Consider the following 18,413-nt stretch of genomic DNA (forward strand, 5'->3'; position numbering starts at 1 on the left):
TTATTTATCCACTCTGGAACTACAAAAATAAGGGTTTTTGCATGGCACCATTAACTGGCAAAACAGTCTTAATCACGGGTGGTGGCAGCGGGATCGGCTTGGCCACGGCGCTCGCCTTTGCGGAGCAAGGCTGCCGCGTGGCTATTGGGGGGCGCGATGCCGAAAAACTACGACAGGCCGCCACCATTTGGACCGGTCAACCCGGCATTTTGCACCACATTGTGAACGTGGCCGACCGGGCCAGCGTACAGACATTTGTGGACTGGGCGATGGCGCAACTGGGCCAGATCGACATTTTAGTAAATGGAGCGGGGACAAATATCAAGCTACGCACGATGCGCGAGATGCCCCCTGCACAGTGGGATGAGCTGTTGGCTATTAACGCCACCGGGGCCTACAACATGCTGTATGCGGTGCTGCCGGACATGCGCGCCCGCCAGGACGGGCTGGTGATCAATATTTCGTCCGTCGCGGGACTGCGGGCGTTACGTCTGGGTGGGGTGGCGTATTGTGCGTCCAAATTTGCCATGACGGCCCTGGGGACGGCGGTGGGGAATGAGGAATGCGTCAATAATATTCGTGTGACAAATATCTATCCGGGCGAGGTGGACACGCCGATTTTGCAGAATCGCCCCACGCCCGTGACCCCCGAACACAAAGCCCGGATTTTGCAGGCCGCGGATGTGGCGGCGGCGGCGGTATTTGTAGCCAGTCTGCCCTCACGGGCGCATGTTCCCGATTTGGTCATCAAGCCGCTGAGCCAGGAATTTTGCTAGAACAAGGGACTTGGGGTTTGTTACACTAGAGTTTAACGTGTAGCCGTTTCGAGTTTTTTCAGCCACTGACAGCGATTCCATTGCTAGAGGTTCGCCTATGACCACCGTCGAACAGATACTTGAACAAGCCCTGGCCTTGTCCGTGGCGGACCGCCTGGCGCTGATTGAAAAACTGGATTTGAGCATACCCGCCGAGGGATCCCATCCCGAGGTGGAAAATACCGGCAGCGCGGAGTTTGCCACGCCGGAGTTGGCCGCCAAATGGAATGACGAAGTGGAACGCCGGCTCGGCGCGTACGACCGGGGGGAGGTGCAAGCAATTGACGCCGACGTGGTTCTGGCGGAATTGCGTGCACGATTAGCCACTAAAATGGCGGAGAAACGAGCCTCGTGAAACTTCGTTTTTTGCCCGAGGCGAGATGGGAGCTGGACTCAGCGGCTGCCTGGTATGAAAATCACTCCTTGTCCGCAAGTGCCCGCTTGCTTGATGAGTACGAACGAGTACAACAAAAGATCAAACGCAACCCCCAGGCCCACGTCCGTGCCGAATTTTATACCGGTCCGCGAGAGGTTCGCCGCTGTCAATTGAAAAAGTTTCCTTACATTGTGATTTATGAATGCCGTGGAGTGAATCCCATATCGGAACTCATCGTCGTCGCGGTCAGTCACACCAGCCGCGAGCCGCTGTATTGGGTGGAGCGGCTGAGTTCAATTTAGAATGCAGAATTGAATTTAAGCATACGGTATTTACAAACTTGAATACACAACTGATGTCCCGTGGTGCGGGGTGTAGCCTGCAACCCAAGACTGTAAATTGCATTTGTTGGTCGAATTGGATGAATCGGGCCTTTGGCCCTTTCATTGATTACTTTCCATTGACCTAGGGCGACGCTGCGCTTGCCCTAGGCTGGGATAGGTCGGGCCGTTGGCCCGCAATACATCATACGCCTTTGGCCCGCAAAGAATTAAACATCCTTGGCCCACACATACTTGAGCAACGAATAATCGTCGCACGTTGCGAAGATTTGAAAAGTTAGTAGTACAGATACCATCGGCGGCTTTATAACCGCGTCCGTTTACCGACGGACTAACATCCACCGCTTGCCTGTTCCCCACGTCCCGCGACCCTCGCCCCTGTCCCTCGCCCCTCCCCTCATGGCATTTCTCCGCCGTATTTTACCGCTCCTGTTCCTGCTGGGCCTGATTGGCAGCCTGGCCTGGACGTTGCCCCTGGGCCAGATACCCCCCGCCGATTACACCATTGCCAACGGCACCGACCCAAAGTCCCTCGATCCCGCTCTGGCAAGCGGCACTCCAGAAGGCCGCGTCCTCTGGGCATTATTTGAAGGTCTCACCAGCCTCAACCCACAAACCTTGCACCCCGAACCCGGCATGGCGGAACGCTGGGAAATCTCGCCCGATCAAAAGACATACACCTTTTTTCTGCGGGAAAACGCCGTCTGGTCGGATGGTACGCCGATTACCGCGACGGACTTTGCCTGGTCGATGCTACGGATGCTGCACCCCGCCACGGCGGCCGAGTATTCCTACGAACTATGGTATATCGTGAATGCCAAGGCGTTCACCACACAGTCGGTCAAGCCCGGCGACACCGTGGAAATTGAAATCGCTGCCGACGAGCTTACCGCGCCGGAACGCCAGCGCTACCCCGTCGCGCCGTTAAATCCGCAGGCTCACATTATGACGGGCAAACTGTTGGCCACCGAAGTCCCAGCCACAAAGCCCCAGACCACACAGTCCGCCACTTCCACATCGAGCACTGACACTTCGTCAACTACGAAAACAGATCAAGAAACTCCCGTGGAAAGTCCGGATTTGGTTTACATTGTGGAGATCAACGGAATTCCCCGTCGCTTTCAAAAAGAGGGACTGGACGGTGGCAAAAAATATCTCTGGCTGCTCCCCTCGTTTCAAGAGGTGGGCATCCAGGTCCTCGACCCCCGCACACTGCGGATCACGCTGGAACATCCCGTTCCGTATTTTTTAGATTTGATGGCCTTTTATCCCTTTGCCCCGGTGCAGCGGGCTTGCGTGGAACGGCACGGAAGCGACTGGACCAAGCCGGGAAAAATGGTCAGCAATGGGCCATATGTGCTCCAGCGGCGTGGTTTTCGCGAGCGGATTCGCGTGGTCAAAAATCCGCTCTACTGGGACCGGGAAAAGGTAAAGCTGAACGTTGTCGATTTTTTATGTGTGCAGTCGATAGTGACGGGGGTGAATTTGTACCTGACGGGACAAGTGGACTGGATCGAGGTCGTTCCTACGCCCATGATCCCCGCGCTCTTGGCGCGTCAACACCCCGACTTTCAGCCGCAGCCTTATATCACGACCACGTTTTATCGGTTAAACGTCACCCAGCCGCCGTTATCGAACAAAAAGTTTCGCCAAGCGCTGAACGCGGCGATCGACAAACAAGCCCTGGTCGATAAAATCGTGCAAGCGGGGGATCCGGCGCGGAATGTCGTATCCCCCGTGATCACCAGCCACCGACCCGCGTACTGCGGACCATACGATCCCCGCCAGGCCAAGGAACTACTGGCCGAGGCACTGGCCGAACTTTCTGGCGAGCTAAAAAAACCCCAAACCGCCGCCGACTGTTCCTTGATGCTGCAATTCAACACCAACGAAAAGCACCAGGCCGTCGCCGAGTTTTTGCAGGATCAATGGCAGCGGCACCTGGGCATTCGCGTCCAAGTGCAGGGGCTGGAATGGGGTTCCTTTCAAAGCAATATGAAACAACTCAATTATCAGGTCTCCCGCTACGGTTGGGTGGCCGACTACCCCGACCCTTCCACATTTTTGGGGATGTTTATTACCGGGGGGGGTAACAACCAAACCGGCTGGTCGAACGCCAAATTTGACGAACTGGTCAGCCAGGCCCAGGAACAAACCGATCCCGCGCGGAGGGCCGAATTGTGGCATCAGGCGGAGGAAATCTTGATGGATGAACTTCCCGCACTCCCCCTATTTTTTGACCGCAGCACTAGCCTGACCCCCAGTTACGTCAAAGGTTACAGCCACAACTATCACAATGTCCACCCACTAAAGGGAATGTGGATCGATCAGGCCGAAAAAGCTAAAGTCCTGGGAGCACGCCGCCCATGATCGGATTTTTGCTCAAACGCCTGCTGTGGCTCTTACTCACGCTGTGGGTGGTGTTTACCGTCTGCTTTTTTCTGATGCGGGGGGCGGCGGGCGGTCCCTTTGATGAGCTAAAAACATCCGATCCCGCGATTAAGAAAAACTTAGAAGCGCGCTACAAGCTGGACCGCCCGATCGGGGAACAATACGTCTATGAACTGCAAAATTACCTGCGGGGGAACCTGGGCGTGAGCATCAAACTTTCGGACTACCGCGTGATCGAGGTAATCGCCGAAGGGTGGCCCATTTCCCTGGCGCTGGGCCAGTTGGCATTAACACTGGCGGTGGTAGTGGGCGTGTCGGCGGGGATAATCGCGGCGCTTTCACGGGGAAAAATATTGGACACGCTGAGTATGCTGGTGGCGACGGCGGGAATAGCGCTGCCGACATTTGTCACGGCCAGTCTGGCGGTGCTGATATTTGTGTTTATCCTGCCGATCTTTCCCGCCGGAGGTTGGGGAAATTTGCAAAATCTGATTTTACCCGCCTGCTGCCTGGCAGCCCCCTACGCGGCATATATTGCCCGGCTGACGCGCACGGGAATGCTCGAGGTGCTGGGCCAGGACTACATTCGCACGGCGATTGCCAAGGGGCTGCCGATGTCGCGGGTGGTGCTGCGGCACGCGCTATCGGGCGCGCTGTTGCCGGTGGTGACGTTTCTTGGTCCGGCGACGGCGGGGATCTTGACCGGCTCGCTGGTGATTGAACAAATCTTTGCCATTCCGGGGTTGGGGACGCACTTTGTCCAGGCGGCCCTGACCAAGGATTTTACTCTGTGCATGGGCTTGGTGCTGTTGTATACGACTTTGGTTTATCTCATGAATCTGGTGGTGGATGTGGCGTACACGGTGCTCGATCCGAGGGTGAAATTAAATTAAGAATTGAGAATGAAGAATGAAGAATTATTAATCACTGGGCACTTTCCACTGCCCACTTTCCACTACACACTACCCGCTAGCCATGCCAGCCCCTTCGATATCCTCAAACGACGATCTTGCGCGTTACCAGGAGCTGTTGCGTGAAAGCGCGCAACTGCGCGGTACGTCGCTAGCGCGGCGGGCCTGGCAAAAACTGCGGCGGCAGTGGCCCGCGATGACGGCCTTGGGAATTCTTGCGGTGGTTGTGCTTTTGGCATTATTGACGCCGTTGTTGCCGCTCCAACCCCCCCGCGCTGTGCGGCTTTCCTCTCAGTACCTTCCCCCGCAATTCGGGTGGGGCCATCCGTTATTCGTGGAAAGTACCGGCGTTCCCGTTTCCTTGGATCATACTGACGCCGCGGAACTGATGGCGGTCGGGTTTGGCCTGCCCCGCGCGGGGGCTGCGGCCACTTCCGAAGAGCTCGGCCCCTTGGCCGCGTGGTTGTTGCGCACGCGCGTGCGGCTGTGGGGGGCGTGGTCGCTCAACTCGCTGTGCGGCACCGACAGCCTGGGACGCGATTTGCTCTCGCGCATTTGCTGGGGAACACGGGTATCGCTGTTGGCCGCCACGGTGGCAACCGGCGTTTCGCTCCTTATCGGCGTCTTGTACGGCGCGGTGGCCGGGCTGGCGGGGGGGTGGCTGGACAACCTGCTTATGCGGATTGTCGATGTCCTCTATTCCATCCCCATTATTTTTGTCGCGATCTTTTTGATCTCCATCCTGGAGGCCCCCAACTATCGCGCCGATCTGGCCAAGTGGGGCATCAGCCGGATGACTATCTTTTACCTGGTGATTGGAGCGCTCTATTGGCTAACAATGGCCCGCGTGGTGCGCGGGCAAGTGCTTTCGCTCAAACAGCAGCAATTTGTCGAAGCCGCCCACGCCTTGGGCGCTGGTCCGTGGTGGATCATTCGCAAGCATCTGCTGCCCAACTGCCTGAGCGTGGTGATCGTGTATTTGACGCTAACCATCCCCAATGTCCTCTTGACCGAGGCGTTTTTGTCATTCCTGGGCCTGGGGGTCCAGCCGCCGGATGTGTCGTGGGGCCTGCTGGCGAATGAAGGGGTCAAGACGATCAATCCCATTCAAATCTACTGGTGGCTGGTGCTGTTTCCGGCGGTGGCCATTGGCCTGACGTTGTACAGTTTGAACTTTTTGGGGGACGGCCTGCGCGACGCGCTCGACCCGCGGCTGAGGAAATTAACAATTAAAAATTAAGAATTAAAATTGCTATGCAACCCAGCCTGTATAATAATTTTTCATTCTGAATTCTGCATTCATCATTCTGAATTTACGCATGTCCCTGCTTTCCGTCCGAGATTTGGCCGTTGAGTTTCACACCTCGGAAGGGGTTGTCCGGGCCGTCGCGGGTATCTCCTACGATTTGGAAAAAGGTCAAACTCTAGGGATCGTCGGCGAAAGCGGCTCCGGCAAAAGCGTGGGCGTGCTGGCGCTCTTGGGCCTGATCCCGCAACCTTCGGGAAAAATAGTTTCGGGAAGCGCGATCTATGCGGAAAAAGATCTGTTGCGGCTGACCCAGCGGGAATTGCAGCTGATTCGGGGTCGGCGGATCGCCATGATTTTTCAAGATCCCCTTACCGCGCTCAATCCGTATTTGCCCGTGGCAGAGCAACTGACCGAAGTCACCCGCCACCACCTGCGGCACACCGCCGGCCAGGCGCATCGCCATGCGGTGGAACTACTCAATAGGGTGGGAATTCCCGGCGCCAGCCGCCGTATTTACGATTATCCGCATCAATTCAGCGGGGGGATGCGACAGCGGGTGATGATCGCCATGGCGCTTGCCTGCCAGCCGGATATCCTCATCGCCGACGAACCCACCACGGCACTGGATGTCACCATCCAGGCCCAAATCATGGAGCTCCTCGCCAATTTACAGTCCGAGACCGGCATGGCGCTCGTGTTGATTACGCACGACCTGGGCCTGGTGGCGGGGCATTGCGATCAGGTCAAGGTCATGTACGCGGGCAAGTTTGTGGAAGAAGCGGCGGTGGCGGAGTTATTCTCCCAACCGCGGCATCCTTATACGCGGGGGTTGTTGGATTCGCTTCCCAGCGTGGCGGGGCGCACCCAGCGGTTGGTCCCCATTCCTGGGCAGCCGCCGGATCTGACGGCGTTGCCGCCGGGATGTCCGTTTGGCCCGCGCTGCGCATTCCGGGCCAGCGACTGCGAGACGGCTTTTCCACCGGTGACAGAATTAGCGGCGGAACATCGCTATGCCTGCTGGCATCCCTGCGCGGCGAACGGGCAGGTCTGAATGGACAAGAAGCAGATTATTAGGGGCCATCCGCACGCGGGATCGACCCAATAGCGGTTGATGTGCATCGCACGATAGGCTAATCGCCCAGCATCATTTTGCCGGTGATCATGATTAATACAAACAGCAAGGCGCAGATGCCCAGGATACCCAGCACGGCCGACATGGAAAGTCTCTTTGAGTGGGGAAAGTGTGGAATTCGAGAATCGGTAAAATTAAATTTATCACTCCGGAATGGAAGTGCAAAGGGGGCGCAAGCGAGTGCTTTGGCAACACTTTGTTGAAGATTTGCCAAAGGCGCAATAACCGTGAGCTAGCGCCTAGCGGCTGATACCACCCAACTCGAATCAACCGCTGGACAATATGCCAGGTTGTTTTTTCTGGCAAAAATCGTGCGGATTACTGTGTAAACGCCGCCGCGCGATAGTTTTTTGAGGCAACCAATTTGACGCGTTTACTGCAATTGCAGACGGCTTTGGGCCCGACTGCATAAGCGGCGGTATAACTGCTGATATTCCCGCGCGCTGCGTCCCCAGGACCAATCTTGCCGCATGCCGGTGGTCACGATCTGCCGCCAGATTTCTGGTTGAGCATAATGCCCCAGCGCGCGATCGAGCGCGCTTGCCAGGGCGAGGCTGTGATAATCGCCAAATTGATAGCCGGTGGCTGTCTGATCCAACAGTGTGGCGGCCGTGGTGTCGGTAATCGTGTCCAGTAACCCCCCGGTGGAGCGCACCACCGGCACGGTGCCATACTTCAGGCTGTACAGCTGGCTTAGTCCGCACGGCTCAAATCGGCTGGGCATCAAAAAAATATCCGCCGCGGCTTCGATTCGATGCGCTAGGGGATCGGAAAATTCCAGCCGCACCGCCAGCTTGTGGGGATACTCCCCGGCCAGTTGTCGCAATTGCTCTTGCGCGCGCGCGTCTCCTGTTCCCAGGAACACCCATTGCATCTCGCGGTGGGGAAGCCACAGCCGCAGCAGCTCCAGCAGCAAATCCACCCCTTTTTGGTCGGCCAGTCTCCCCACAAACGCGGCCAGCGGCACGCGCGGCTCCGTGGGCAATCCCAACTCGCGCTGCAGAGCCGCTTTGTTCGCGGCTTTGCCCGCCTCAAAATTTGTTACAGTGTACCGCGTGGTCAAATGCCGGTCCGTCGCCGGATTCCAGACGCTTTCGTCGATGCCATTTAAGATGCCAAATAAGTTTTCGCGACGATTTTGCAGCACTCCCTCTAGCCCGCAACCTTGGGCCGAGGTCTGAATTTCGCGGGCATACGTGGGGCTGACGGTGCTGATGGCGTCGGCAAAGACCAGTCCGGTTTTGAGGAGGTTGAGGTTGCCATAAAACTCCATTTGCTGCCAATTAAAATATTTCCAGTCCAGGCCAGTCAGCACCATGTCCCAATGCCAAAACGCCCCCTGATATGCCAGATTATGCACCGTCATCAGGGAGACCGCCCGTTCCAGTCCCGGCACGCCCCGATATTCAATTTGCAGCAGGGCCGGGATCAGGCCGGTTTGCCAGTCATTGCAATGCAGCACATCCACGGGAATGCGCAATTTACGCAAGGCCTCCAAGACCGCCCTGCTAAAAAACACAAACCGTTCACAATTGTCCCGGTAATCTTCTCCCGCTTCCTGATATAGTCCCTTACGCCCAAAATAGTCCGCCTGCTCTATAAAATAGACCGGCACATCGCCGGGGGGTTCATCCGAGCCATTGAAAGATGCTTGATCGGCAAGGGGCGGGATGGGGAGATGGCCTAAGAGCAGTTTCCCCGTAACCAGCTTATTACCGATAGGGATTTCCAGGGTAATGCCGGTTTGTTCGATCGGAATCCCGGACTGATAAACCTGCGGATAGCAGGGCATGATCAGATAAGGAGTAATTTCCAGTCGAGCCAGCTCCAATGGCAACGCTCCGCAAACATCGGCTAGACCGCCGGTTTTGGCAAAGGGGACCGCTTCGCTGCTTGCTATCACCACCTGCATACGGATGTGCTCCAAAATGCTGTAAGCTATTGCCATAAAATACTTTACTGCATTTTTAAGCTGCCTTTATGGGCATTGATAACATAAATTACCTTTACCTTAGTTTTATTTTACTACCCACAATTTGCCTAGGGAGCACAATTTTTCTACCTTACCCAGCCCTCCTGATCGCAGAATTCGTCAATTTTCCCAGAGGGGATTGAACGAATCTGCCTCGATTTGGCACCTATTTCTGACTTTTGCGGCACATGGGGCAATTGTGCCATTCCTAGGGGCAACTTTCAGGGGCAAATCCTCCCGCAGCCCTCAGGGTAGGGAGGCTTGCGTTCAGGCGGTGGTATTTACTAGGGGGGAGTGATTTTTCGGTGTGGAGCGTGGATGGGAGGTTGGTCAAAGTTGTTACAATAAAACTCGGAGCCATCATAACTTTGATACAATAAAGCTTGCCCAGGGTGAATGTGACGCAATAAACAAGCTGCTTGTTTTTCGTCCGTCACCTATTTAACCCGGGCCAAAACCGCCATACGCCAGCTCCTTTTTTCCCATACGTAGTTCGTCATTTGAAAGTTGACATCGACCAAGCGATTGAGCAGCATTTTGCCCGGATTCACCGTACGGCGATTGTCCTGACGGGTAATCCCTGGGATGCGGATGACTTGGCTCAAGAAACCTTTTTGGTCCTGGCCAGACAAGCGGTTGCGCAGGACAGCCCGGCGGATTTTGCCGGACGCAGCCAGTTATCCACCTGGTTGTATGGCATTTTGCTGAACTTGGAACGCCGTTTGCGCCGCCGCTGGGGAACTCAACGGGAAAAACTACGGGTGATTTGGAATGAACAAGAGACACCCCGGACCGAGCCAGCCGCCGAAAGCGCGCTTGAGGTTTCCGAATGGAAACGGAGTTTATGGTCGTTTGTATCACGCCTGCCCGAACAACAGCGCCAGGCGGTGGTGCTACGTTATAGCGAGCACCTTTCCTACGAGCAAATCGCAACCGTGTTAAATTGTCCCCTTGGGACGGTGAAATCCCGCTTGTTTCATGGACTAGAAAACCTGCGCAAGCTGTTAGAGGCGGAAGGAGCCGACACCCGCGCGATACCCCGGCATCCTACCCAGGATCAAGCCCATGTCAGCTAATCAACACCCTCCGGAACAATCCCTGACGGGGTCCTGCCCCGACTGTCAACAGACGACCGATCCGACCTTTGCGGAAACGGCCGTATGGCCCCCGCTTTTGGGTGTTTTGGCGGATCAATTGACCGCCGATTCCCGGCGTTTGGCGTTAATCTATCCAGCGCCCCCGTGCAACCTGGCAACTGCCACCGCCGCTGCTCCCGCTAAAACAGATTTGGCCGGCGGGTCGGAAGTAAATCATCCCCTTCAGCCTGCCATGCATGCTGAGCCGTCTTTTCCGCCCGTGCCCGCGGTTATGGTCCATCCGCGCGAACATCATTCAGCTTCGTTAGGGTCGCGGCGTTGGCCGTGGTTTGCTGCCGCCAGTGTGGCGCTAATCCCCGCCGCCGGAATGCTGTGGGTTGGTTGGCAGACGGGCGGGATGGAGAATATTGCCAATTTTGGTGGGCATTGGTCGGCCCCGGTGGAAATTAGCCACTCTTTTCCGCCTCCCGCCCCCTCAGAAATCGCCAATCCCCAACCCCAAACTGCCACAATCATGGCCACTTCCTCGGCCAGCCTCCCCCCGATCAATGAAAACCTTCCCCTCCCCTCCGGAGCCGAGCCCGTCTCATTTCATCCCCCTGGCAGAACGGGACATGATCACATTCCCACACATACCCCTCCCACGCGGGTCTTTCAATCGCTAAGCGCCCCGCAACGCGAAGCGTTTTTAGACCTCTTAGAGGCACAAGCGTTGCAGCTCGATAGTTTGTCGATTTAGCTCAAATCATTATTTTTTAATTTAATGCCGACCACCTCCTAAAAATAGATCGTCCGGTTCGACCATGATTGCACGAATATTTAATTCGCTTTCTCCTCGGGCGCGCCTGGGCTGGATAATACTGGCGTTGAGTTGCGCTTACCCCGCCGCGGGCATTTTACACGCGGAGGAATCCACCGAATCTGCCGCGGAACAACTGGTGGCCGCCACGGTTACGGTACGCCTGGGTGTGGTCAAGGAAGCCCCCGCCGAGCAAATTGGCACTCCCGCCGCCGCATCGCCAACAGAAAATTCCACCACAACGCCGGAAAGCGCCGCATCCAAGCCCCAGAACCCCCGCCCGGCCGAGGAAATCACCGTTTGCAGCGGAGTCTCTTTGGGCCGGGGGTTGATTGTGACTTATTTTGAACCGCCCGCGGATTTGCTGGCCCAGGCTCCCCGTGTACGGGTGACGTTGACGGGCGGGGAACAGGCCACGGCGCATATTCGCGTGGTCGATCGTTACAGCAATTTGATGTTGCTGGAAATCGCGAATCAACAACTACCGGGACTAAAACTGGCGGACAAACTACCCAAAGTGGGCAGTCCGGTGCTGACGGCGGCTGGCGCGGGGACAGAGCAACCTGCCGTGTCGCTAGGCATTTTATCCGCCACGGACCGGTCGCTGGTGGGGACGGACCTGCCGCCGGTGGTGCAGTGCGATCTGCGCACGACCGAGACTTCTTGCGGCGCGGGGGTGGTAAATCGTTCTGGCGAACTACTGGGAATCTTGGTGGCAACATCCCAACCGGGACAACATACCACTGGTTGGAGCTACGCCCTGGACATGCCGCATTTAGCGCGTTTGCTCCGTTCGCATGTGCCAAATAAAACGCTGGAACTTAAACGGATGCGGCCGATGGTGGGCTTTACCCTGGGTGCGGGAGAAGAAGAAGGCGTCGTTGTCGTGGAGCGGGTGCAGGCGGAAGGTCCCGCCGCCGCCGCGGGGATTTTGGTGGGGGACAAGCTGGTTGAAACCGAAGGCATCAAGATTCGCAGCGCGTATCAGGCGATTGATTTGATTTTGCACAAGCAGCCGGGAGATACCATTCGTCTGCGGATTGCCCGGGGCGGCGACCACCGCGATCTGACCGTGCGGTTGGCCGGGGACGCCGTGACCCTGGTGGGACGCCCCAATCCCGCGACGCCCCAGGGTGTGCAGGTAGGCTCCGCGGTCAAGGCCACCGTGCGCGAAGGAAAAATTGCGGTACAAAACGGCAACCATACGGCGGAAGTCGCGGTCGACGGCCAGGGCGCTCCGCGGCGCAGTCCCGGCGACGAGGTGGAAATGCTGCGGTTGCAATTGCAAGCATTTGAACGGGTGTTACTAGAACTGCAAAAAGAAAATGCCACTCTCCGGGCGGAAAACCAAAAACTGCGGACAACCCCCGCAAAGTAATTTATACGTGGCTGAATTTTACAGCCTGCAGATCCGCGTGATTGATTGAAAATTCGTGACGCTCTCTTTTCTGATCGCACACTTAGCTGTCGTTCATCCTGGAAGCGCGGTGGGTACAGATTTTTAACAGGAGGCAGCGGAGTTAGCCGAATACCGAAACGTTGTTATTTTTAAAAAGCTTTACGCAGTTCTGTCCGCATTCGTGGTAACGGGCGACGATTTGTGTTAATTGGTTCTTAGACAATTATACTGCTCAAATTGCTATCTACGAATTTTATAGTCGTGCCCCGGCGCTGTGCGGCGGGTAAATTTGCGGTCTTGCCAATCCGTTTTTTTGCTTGCATACCTTCCCGCGCCTCCAGGATAATACGGCACTGGGCGTTTCACTGTCAGCAACCAACTCTTTACCAAGGAAGAATTCATGTTATCAAAATTTTTACGCCACGGCGCTGGTTGGGCCTTGTGCCTGTTGGGGGCTATTAATGCCTCCGCCGAACATCAATGGACACTGAAACCAGGCACGCCCGAACTTCAATCGGCGGGGCAACTGGCCTTTGCGCCGGATGGCATTTTGCTGGTGGGGGACAATCGCGCCGCCGCCATTTGGGCCTTGGACACGGGTGAAGTGGATAACACCGCGGGAAAAGCGGCGGCCGCTCCTCGGGCCGCGCAAAGCGCGCTTCCCCCCACGCTAAAAATTGAAGACCTGACAGCGGTTCTGGCGCGGGAGTTAAAGCTGGAGCAGCCCTTGGCGATTAATGATCTGGCGGTCAGTCCGGTAACCGGCCAAGTTTACCTGTCAGTGGCGAGTGGTGAAAAAGCCCTGCCCGCTATTGTGCGGATCGGCGCCGCCGGACTGCCCGAACTCGTGGAACTGCAAAATATCCCCCATTTGCGGGCCAGCTTGCCCAATCCTCCCGAAGATAAAATCGTGGGGGAGGGCCGACGCGCAAAGAATCGCCGCAACGAGGCAATCACCGATCTGGCGTACGTGGATGGCAAAGTCCTGGTCGCGGGGATGACCAGCAATCCCGCTCCCTCGCAAGTCTTGGAATTTCCATTTCCCTTTGCTCCGACCGAAGGAGGCACCACCATCGAGATTTATCATGCCGCCCACGGCAAAGTGGAGGACCACGCGGCGATTCGCACGTTTGTGCCGCTGACGATCGATGGAGAGCCGACGATTTTGGCCGGATTTACCTGCACACCCTTGGTGCGGCTGCCGATCAAGGGGTTGGAAGAAGGAAAAAAATTGCGCGGAACCACCGTGGCGGAACTGGGAAATTGGAACGTGCCGCTAGATCTAATTTCATATGAAAAGGACCAGCGGCCTTGTTTGCTGCTGGCCAATAGCGCCCGGGGGGTGATGAAAATCAGCCTGGAGGATATTGGCCGCGCCGAGGGTCTGAGCGAACATGTGCGCGATGGTGGCACGGCTGGCCAAAGCTTTGAAAAAATCCCCGCGCTCGAGGGGACCGTGCAGTTGGACAAAATCAACAACACGCATGGAGTGGTCATTCGCAAAGCGGGCGAGCAATTGAACCTGGAAGTGGTGCCGCTCCCCTAAGTATCACTGACCCAGGTTGTCTGGCGGTTTTATCGGTTGCATAAACCTGATCGCCCGCGGCGTGAGCATGGGGTCCGGCATTTTTTACCGGCCCCTGGCTAACGCCGCGGGTTATTTTTATTGGCAGGGTTGGTTGTCGATAGATGCCTTCCCAGTGGAAAGCCGGGGATCATGCTAAAACGGAATGCCTCCTTGAGCGGGCCACTGTGCAGAGAACGAGGGAAGAGGAACACAAAAAACGTGTGTCCTGTCTACTAAATTTTGTGTTCCAAAACGTATTTTAGCTAGTCGATAGGAGACGGCGTTCAGTAGGAGAGACCCTGGACTTGGCAAATGTTGCTCTGCTTTGTAGCATTTCCCCACCTATGAGGACAAACCACCGTATCCGCCTGTTTGCCGGCCAGGTTCATTGCCTGTTCCATCCTTGCGCCCTTCTGACGCGTGGAGGGATGGCATTGTTGGTGCTAGCATTTGCGCTGGGAAAGACCACGCCTTTGGAGGCGGACGAACGTCCCCCGGAACCATTAAGTCCCCCGGCACTGCTAAGTACCGCGTCACTAGATGGCAATCCGCCCCCCAATGGCAATTCCGCCGCGAGCGCTCATCCCCCGCCGATTTGGGTGCTATTAAAAAACGGGTCCGTCATCAGCGGCCAACTGCAAAGCGTGGGGGAGCGTTGGCGGCTGCGCGTGCCAGCCGGGGAGCTGGAGTTGCCGCTGCGGGATCTGGAATTCGCGGCGCATTCACCGGACGAAGTTGCGCAATTTCAGTATCAGCGGGTGGATGTGTCGAACCTCAATGCCCGCCTGGACTATGTGCAGTGGTGTCTGGCGGCGGAATTTTGGACCGCGGCCCGGACAGAACTAGAAACTATCGCCCAGTCCCAACCGGCCAGCCCCCGTTATCATCGGTTGCGGCAAACAGCCCAAGAACTTCACGCGGCGGCGACGGCGCGGCAAATGCCCGCGGCACAACGCGCCCTGCCCCCCAACCCAACCCCGCGCGCCATGGCTGAAGCACGGGGCTGGCAAGCACCGCTGGAGCATCGGAAAAACATCCCCACCCGCGAGCGGTCCGCTGGCGGTGCGGCATCCCGAAAATCCCCCTCGAAAATAGAGCCTCATTCTCCGGCGATCAACCAAGGGGACCCTTTTGATCCCGCGATTTATCATGCGCGCCATGGCTTGCAAGCGGGCAAGACCACGTCCCCGGGGCAACTTTCCCCACCTGCGGCGCAACTTACGCCAGGCTCGCCGGAGAAAAATCTCCCTGCGACATTTGTCGTGGACCAGTCTCCTCCGCTTGAGCAACCACCCCGGCCAATCGTCAGCGAGGATTATGTCCTCCCCATGGGCAGCCCATCCGATGAGTGGCGGGACGATATTCCCCAACAGACATCCGGACGATAAATTCGCGCGTCGGAAATTTTATGGAAAGAGAGTGGCGGCACTAGCGGATAGAAATTTCTCCCCGTTCGGCCAATTCTAAAAACTCGCGGTTACTGTCCAGCATCGGTCGCAAGCGGCGCATTTCCGCGGGGGTGACCCAATGGATCGAGGCGACTTCATCGGGGTTGGGGGCCAACTCGTCGGGATTTTCCAGGGTCGAGAGCCACCAGGCCAGTTCCACGCCCCAACGGGTGACATTTTTCCAGACGCAACGCTGCGGCAGGACGATGGCGTTTAGTTCCTCGCGCAATTCACGGATCACGGCCATGGGTTCGCTTTCGCCCGGTTCGATCCCTCCGCCGGGAAAGCAATATTTTCCCGGGGCCGCCACCAAGTGGGAACGACGTATCACCAGTAATTGGCTGTCCCGCCAAATCACCGCGACCGCGCCGCGGCGAACGATCGGGGGTGGGGGTGCGGGGGAAAGGTCCATGCGAAAGAGCGAAAGAACGTTGATTGGCCGGAGAAATCCACTGCCTCACCATCGCCAGCGGTCCCTTATTAGAAAGTCTTTGCCCGGGCCAATCAATACCAAGCCCCGTAGCGTTCTTCCCGCCAGGGGTCCCCGCGCAAGTGATATCCCGCGCGTTCCCAGTATCCCGGCTGGTCCTTTTCGATAAATTCCACGCCGCGAACCCATTTGGCGCTCTTCCATGCGTACAGTTTGGGTATCACCAAACGCAAGGGCCAGCCATGATCGGGGGTAAGCTCTTCCCCGTCGGCTTCCCAGGCAAAGAGCGCGTCCTCGTCCAAAAAATCCGCTAGCGGCAAATTGGTGGTGAAATTTTGTTCGCAGTGAATCAACACAAATTGCGCCGCGGGGAGCAACTCCACGTGCTTGACCAGTTCCCGGGTCGCCACCCCCCGCCATGTCATATCCAACCGGCTCCAACGGGTGACACAGTGCATATCCGCCCGCACGCTGACTTGGGGCAATGCCCGCAATTCCGCCCAGGACCACTGGCGCGGTTGCGCTAGTAATCCCCACCACCGCAAATCCCACTGATCCAGGTTGACGGCGGGGACGCTCCCCACGTGCAGCACCGGCCATTTACGCGTTAGAACTTGACGCGGTGGCAAACGCTCGACGCGCTGCGTGTCCGGGCTGATTATCTGTGTCAAAGAAGGTGATTTTTCGCTATGGGACATGGGCGTTAACCAGTGGCCAATATGCCGGGCGGGGGGGTGCTAGCACCCATTTACGGCAAACGGGAAAAAGAGCAGTAAACCAAATATCGTCCGCATCATCCCCGCGGCTATCATCTGATAGCATATCTTACACCAACAAAACCGCCAGGGCGAACATTTGCCTATGGCGGGGGGGATAGGATTGCCTTACTCTCGTGGGTTGATTGGCATAGTGGCAAATGGGCCGCGATAGTAAACTTTGCGGCACTTATCTGAATGACGCAAATCCGCGGCGACGGAAAGGCTAATAATTTTACTCCCTGGGGGAAAAATTAGGGCGGCCTGTTTGCGGCATTGATTGATTCAAACTTTTACCGGCTGCCAAGCATGGTTGCTGACACCCACAGAGCACTGTCGACTCGCGCTTGGACCCGCGTTTGTTGTTGGATGGGGTGCGCGTGGATTTGGGCATCGTTGAATCTATCCGGCGCGTTTGCCCAACACTTTCGCTGGGCCCATGATCATGGTCATTTTGGCGCGTCGTCACCCACCGCCGTGGTTCATGCGCAAGAAGGCGTGGTACAGATCGTGGAAACACCCGTCGTGGTGGGGGGAGAAGAATCATACGGCGTGTTGGGACCGCCCGTGGGTTGGAACCAAGATGCGCAAGTCTTGCCTCCGTACTCGGTGATGGCTCCCGCCAGTGGCGCCGCCGTGGCGGCGGCACCGGTCGCGTCGGCCAGCGAGCCGTGGGAATTGCACTATTTGCCGCTGGGGACGATCTATCGCGCGTATTTGGCGGATGTCAAGGAATCGCGGCTCAGCGCGCGGTACTTTGCCGATCAAAATCGCGACTGGTTTTTTGACTTTACCCTGGGGGGCAGATTCGGCTTGTTGCGATATGGCACGCGCGACGCGCTGCTGCCCCAGGGGTTTCAGATCGACGTGGAGGCGGCGGCCATGGTCCGCACCAATCCCCAGGAATCGCTCGATTTAGAGTCCAGCGACTATCGCGCCGGCATCCCCCTCAGTTGGAGCAACGGCAACTGGCGCACCAAGCTGGCCTACTATCACGTTAGCTCGCATGTGGGGGATGAGTTTCAATTGCGCAATCCCGGCTTTATGCGGTTGAATTACCTGCGCGACTCCGTGGTTTTAGGGCAGGCTTGGCAGGCCACAACCGATTGGCGCCTTTATGCCGAGGCAGAGTATGCCTTTAATACCGACGGCGGGGCCGAACCGTGGCTCTTTCAGTTTGGCGTGGAGTACAGTCCCTTTGTCCCAGGAGCAAACTCTCCCCGCTGGCAAGCTTTTAACGGTACCGAGGAAGTCTTTGGAGCCCCCTTCTTGGCCGTCCACGGCAACATTCGCGAAGAATTTGATTACAGTGGTACCATCATCGCCCAGGCGGGCTGGCAATGGCGAAATCTGCGGGACGGCCGCTTGCTGCGCATCGGCGGCCAATACCTCAACGGCAAAAGTGCACAGTACCAGTTCTTTAATCAGCTTGAAGAGCAGTTGGGCGTAGAAATCTGGTACGATTTTTAACTGTACTGGCATTTGCGAAATCCCCGTAAACATCGTAAGGAAAAGGGTTTACGCCATTTATTCTTTTTTCTGCGGCAATTCCGCCGACGTTCCCGCCCACGGACAATAGGATTTCTTGCCTACATTTTGCGGTTTTTGGTTATCCGGCGGATGGGAGTCAGTTAAAATAAGTAAGTGCTGGCAAACTGGCAGGGATCGGGGCAAAGGATCATGCCGGAAACGTTGTTCGAGGACGCGGCAAACCGCTTATCTGCCCGCCTC

The 18,413-nt window shown here is 56.9% G+C and carries 17 protein-coding genes; 13 read left to right on the plus strand and 4 right to left on the minus strand.

Annotated features, from left to right (window positions below; translation table 11 throughout):
- Positions 1-41 precede the first annotated feature (41 nt).
- The 7 genes from SFX18_04720 (at position 42) to SFX18_04750 (ending at position 7,134) form a co-directional block, all read left to right on the plus strand.
- Positions 42-776, plus strand: coding sequence for an SDR family oxidoreductase (locus tag SFX18_04720; GenBank protein MDX1962432.1), 735 nt, complete (start codon positions 42-44; stop codon positions 774-776).
- 97 nt (positions 777-873) lie between these two features.
- Entirely contained in the window at positions 874-1,170 is a 297-nt protein-coding gene (locus SFX18_04725; GenBank protein ID MDX1962433.1) for an addiction module protein, read from the plus strand.
- Positions 1,167-1,493, plus strand: coding sequence for a type II toxin-antitoxin system RelE/ParE family toxin (locus SFX18_04730; protein ID MDX1962434.1), 327 nt, complete (start codon positions 1,167-1,169; stop codon positions 1,491-1,493). The genes SFX18_04725 and SFX18_04730 overlap by 4 nt, the downstream gene beginning before the upstream one ends.
- Before the next feature lie 438 nt (positions 1,494-1,931).
- Positions 1,932-3,902 carry a peptide ABC transporter substrate-binding protein gene (locus SFX18_04735; protein ID MDX1962435.1) on the plus strand — a complete coding sequence of 657 codons (1,971 nt, stop codon included), beginning with the start codon at positions 1,932-1,934 and terminating at the stop codon, positions 3,900-3,902.
- The gene (locus SFX18_04740) at positions 3,899-4,816 is read left to right on the plus strand and encodes an ABC transporter permease (protein MDX1962436.1); all 918 of its coding nucleotides are present in this window, start codon (positions 3,899-3,901) and stop codon (positions 4,814-4,816) included. Before SFX18_04735 ends, SFX18_04740 begins: the two co-directional genes overlap by 4 nt.
- A gap of 82 nt (positions 4,817-4,898) precedes the next feature.
- Positions 4,899-6,074 (plus strand): ABC transporter permease, encoded by a 1,176-nt coding sequence (locus tag SFX18_04745; protein ID MDX1962437.1) that lies wholly within the window; start codon positions 4,899-4,901, stop codon positions 6,072-6,074.
- Between the two features lie 79 nt (positions 6,075-6,153).
- Entirely contained in the window at positions 6,154-7,134 is a 981-nt protein-coding gene (locus SFX18_04750) for an ABC transporter ATP-binding protein (GenBank protein ID MDX1962438.1), read from the plus strand.
- A gap of 79 nt (positions 7,135-7,213) precedes the next feature.
- On the opposite strand, the gene SFX18_04755 is transcribed toward SFX18_04750, so the two are convergent.
- Together SFX18_04755 and glgA are read right to left on the minus strand one after the other, a co-directional pair.
- Positions 7,214-7,429 carry a hypothetical protein gene (locus SFX18_04755; GenBank protein ID MDX1962439.1) on the minus strand — a complete coding sequence of 72 codons (216 nt, stop codon included), beginning with the start codon at positions 7,427-7,429 and terminating at the stop codon, positions 7,214-7,216.
- Between the two features lie 159 nt (positions 7,430-7,588).
- Positions 7,589-9,163: a glycogen synthase GlgA gene (gene glgA, locus SFX18_04760; protein MDX1962440.1), complete on the minus strand. Its 1,575-nt coding sequence runs from the start codon at positions 9,161-9,163 to the stop codon at positions 7,589-7,591.
- A 524-nt stretch (positions 9,164-9,687) separates the two neighbouring features.
- Here glgA and SFX18_04765 point away from each other — a divergent pair.
- The 5 genes from SFX18_04765 (at position 9,688) to SFX18_04785 (ending at position 15,437) form a co-directional block, all read left to right on the plus strand.
- A complete protein-coding gene (locus SFX18_04765; protein MDX1962441.1) occupies positions 9,688-10,263 on the plus strand; it encodes an RNA polymerase sigma factor in 576 nt (191 codons plus the stop codon).
- Complete coding sequence (locus tag SFX18_04770; protein ID MDX1962442.1) at positions 10,253-11,023, plus strand: hypothetical protein; 771 nt, start codon at positions 10,253-10,255, stop codon at positions 11,021-11,023. The genes SFX18_04765 and SFX18_04770 overlap by 11 nt, the downstream gene beginning before the upstream one ends.
- A gap of 64 nt (positions 11,024-11,087) precedes the next feature.
- Entirely contained in the window at positions 11,088-12,461 is a 1,374-nt protein-coding gene (locus tag SFX18_04775) for a PDZ domain-containing protein (protein ID MDX1962443.1), read from the plus strand.
- A 421-nt stretch (positions 12,462-12,882) separates the two neighbouring features.
- Positions 12,883-14,028: a hypothetical protein gene (locus tag SFX18_04780; protein ID MDX1962444.1), complete on the plus strand. Its 1,146-nt coding sequence runs from the start codon at positions 12,883-12,885 to the stop codon at positions 14,026-14,028.
- 449 nt (positions 14,029-14,477) lie between these two features.
- Positions 14,478-15,437: a hypothetical protein gene (locus SFX18_04785; protein MDX1962445.1), complete on the plus strand. Its 960-nt coding sequence runs from the start codon at positions 14,478-14,480 to the stop codon at positions 15,435-15,437.
- 40 nt (positions 15,438-15,477) lie between these two features.
- Here SFX18_04785 and SFX18_04790 read toward each other — a convergent pair whose 3' ends face one another.
- Both SFX18_04790 and SFX18_04795 read right to left on the minus strand, forming a co-directional pair.
- Complete coding sequence (locus tag SFX18_04790; GenBank protein ID MDX1962446.1) at positions 15,478-15,909, minus strand: NUDIX domain-containing protein; 432 nt, start codon at positions 15,907-15,909, stop codon at positions 15,478-15,480.
- 92 nt (positions 15,910-16,001) lie between these two features.
- On the minus strand, positions 16,002-16,625 hold the full coding sequence (locus tag SFX18_04795; GenBank protein ID MDX1962447.1) for a sulfite oxidase-like oxidoreductase: 624 nt from the start codon (positions 16,623-16,625) through the stop codon (positions 16,002-16,004).
- Positions 16,626-17,078: 453 nt separating this feature from the next.
- Between SFX18_04795 and SFX18_04800 the strand changes: the two genes are divergently transcribed.
- Positions 17,079-18,152, plus strand: coding sequence for a DUF1207 domain-containing protein (locus SFX18_04800; GenBank protein MDX1962448.1), 1,074 nt, complete (start codon positions 17,079-17,081; stop codon positions 18,150-18,152).
- Positions 18,153-18,413 lie beyond the last annotated feature (261 nt).

The sequence above is a fragment of the Pirellulales bacterium genome (genome assembly GCA_033762255.1).
GTDB lineage: Bacteria > Planctomycetota > Planctomycetia > Pirellulales > JALHPA01 > JANRLT01.

Excerpts from the sequence above, each read along its gene's own strand:
- SFX18_04720 (MDX1962432.1), top strand. The coding sequence starts at position 42 with ATGGCACCATTAACTGGCAAAACAGTCTTAATCACGGGTGGTGGCAGC.
- SFX18_04725 (MDX1962433.1), top strand. The coding sequence starts at position 874 with ATGACCACCGTCGAACAGATACTTGAACAAGCCCTGGCCTTGTCCGTG.
- SFX18_04735 (MDX1962435.1), top strand. The coding sequence starts at position 1,932 with ATGGCATTTCTCCGCCGTATTTTACCGCTCCTGTTCCTGCTGGGCCTG.
- SFX18_04740 (MDX1962436.1), top strand. The coding sequence starts at position 3,899 with ATGATCGGATTTTTGCTCAAACGCCTGCTGTGGCTCTTACTCACGCTG.
- SFX18_04745 (MDX1962437.1), top strand. The coding sequence starts at position 4,899 with ATGCCAGCCCCTTCGATATCCTCAAACGACGATCTTGCGCGTTACCAG.
- SFX18_04750 (MDX1962438.1), top strand. The coding sequence starts at position 6,154 with ATGTCCCTGCTTTCCGTCCGAGATTTGGCCGTTGAGTTTCACACCTCG.
- glgA (MDX1962440.1), bottom strand. The coding sequence starts at position 9,163 with ATGGCAATAGCTTACAGCATTTTGGAGCACATCCGTATGCAGGTGGTG.
- SFX18_04770 (MDX1962442.1), top strand. The coding sequence starts at position 10,253 with ATGTCAGCTAATCAACACCCTCCGGAACAATCCCTGACGGGGTCCTGC.
- SFX18_04775 (MDX1962443.1), top strand. The coding sequence starts at position 11,088 with ATGATTGCACGAATATTTAATTCGCTTTCTCCTCGGGCGCGCCTGGGC.
- SFX18_04780 (MDX1962444.1), top strand. The coding sequence starts at position 12,883 with ATGTTATCAAAATTTTTACGCCACGGCGCTGGTTGGGCCTTGTGCCTG.
- SFX18_04785 (MDX1962445.1), top strand. The coding sequence starts at position 14,478 with ATGGCATTGTTGGTGCTAGCATTTGCGCTGGGAAAGACCACGCCTTTG.
- SFX18_04790 (MDX1962446.1), bottom strand. The coding sequence starts at position 15,909 with ATGGACCTTTCCCCCGCACCCCCACCCCCGATCGTTCGCCGCGGCGCG.
- SFX18_04795 (MDX1962447.1), bottom strand. The coding sequence starts at position 16,625 with ATGTCCCATAGCGAAAAATCACCTTCTTTGACACAGATAATCAGCCCG.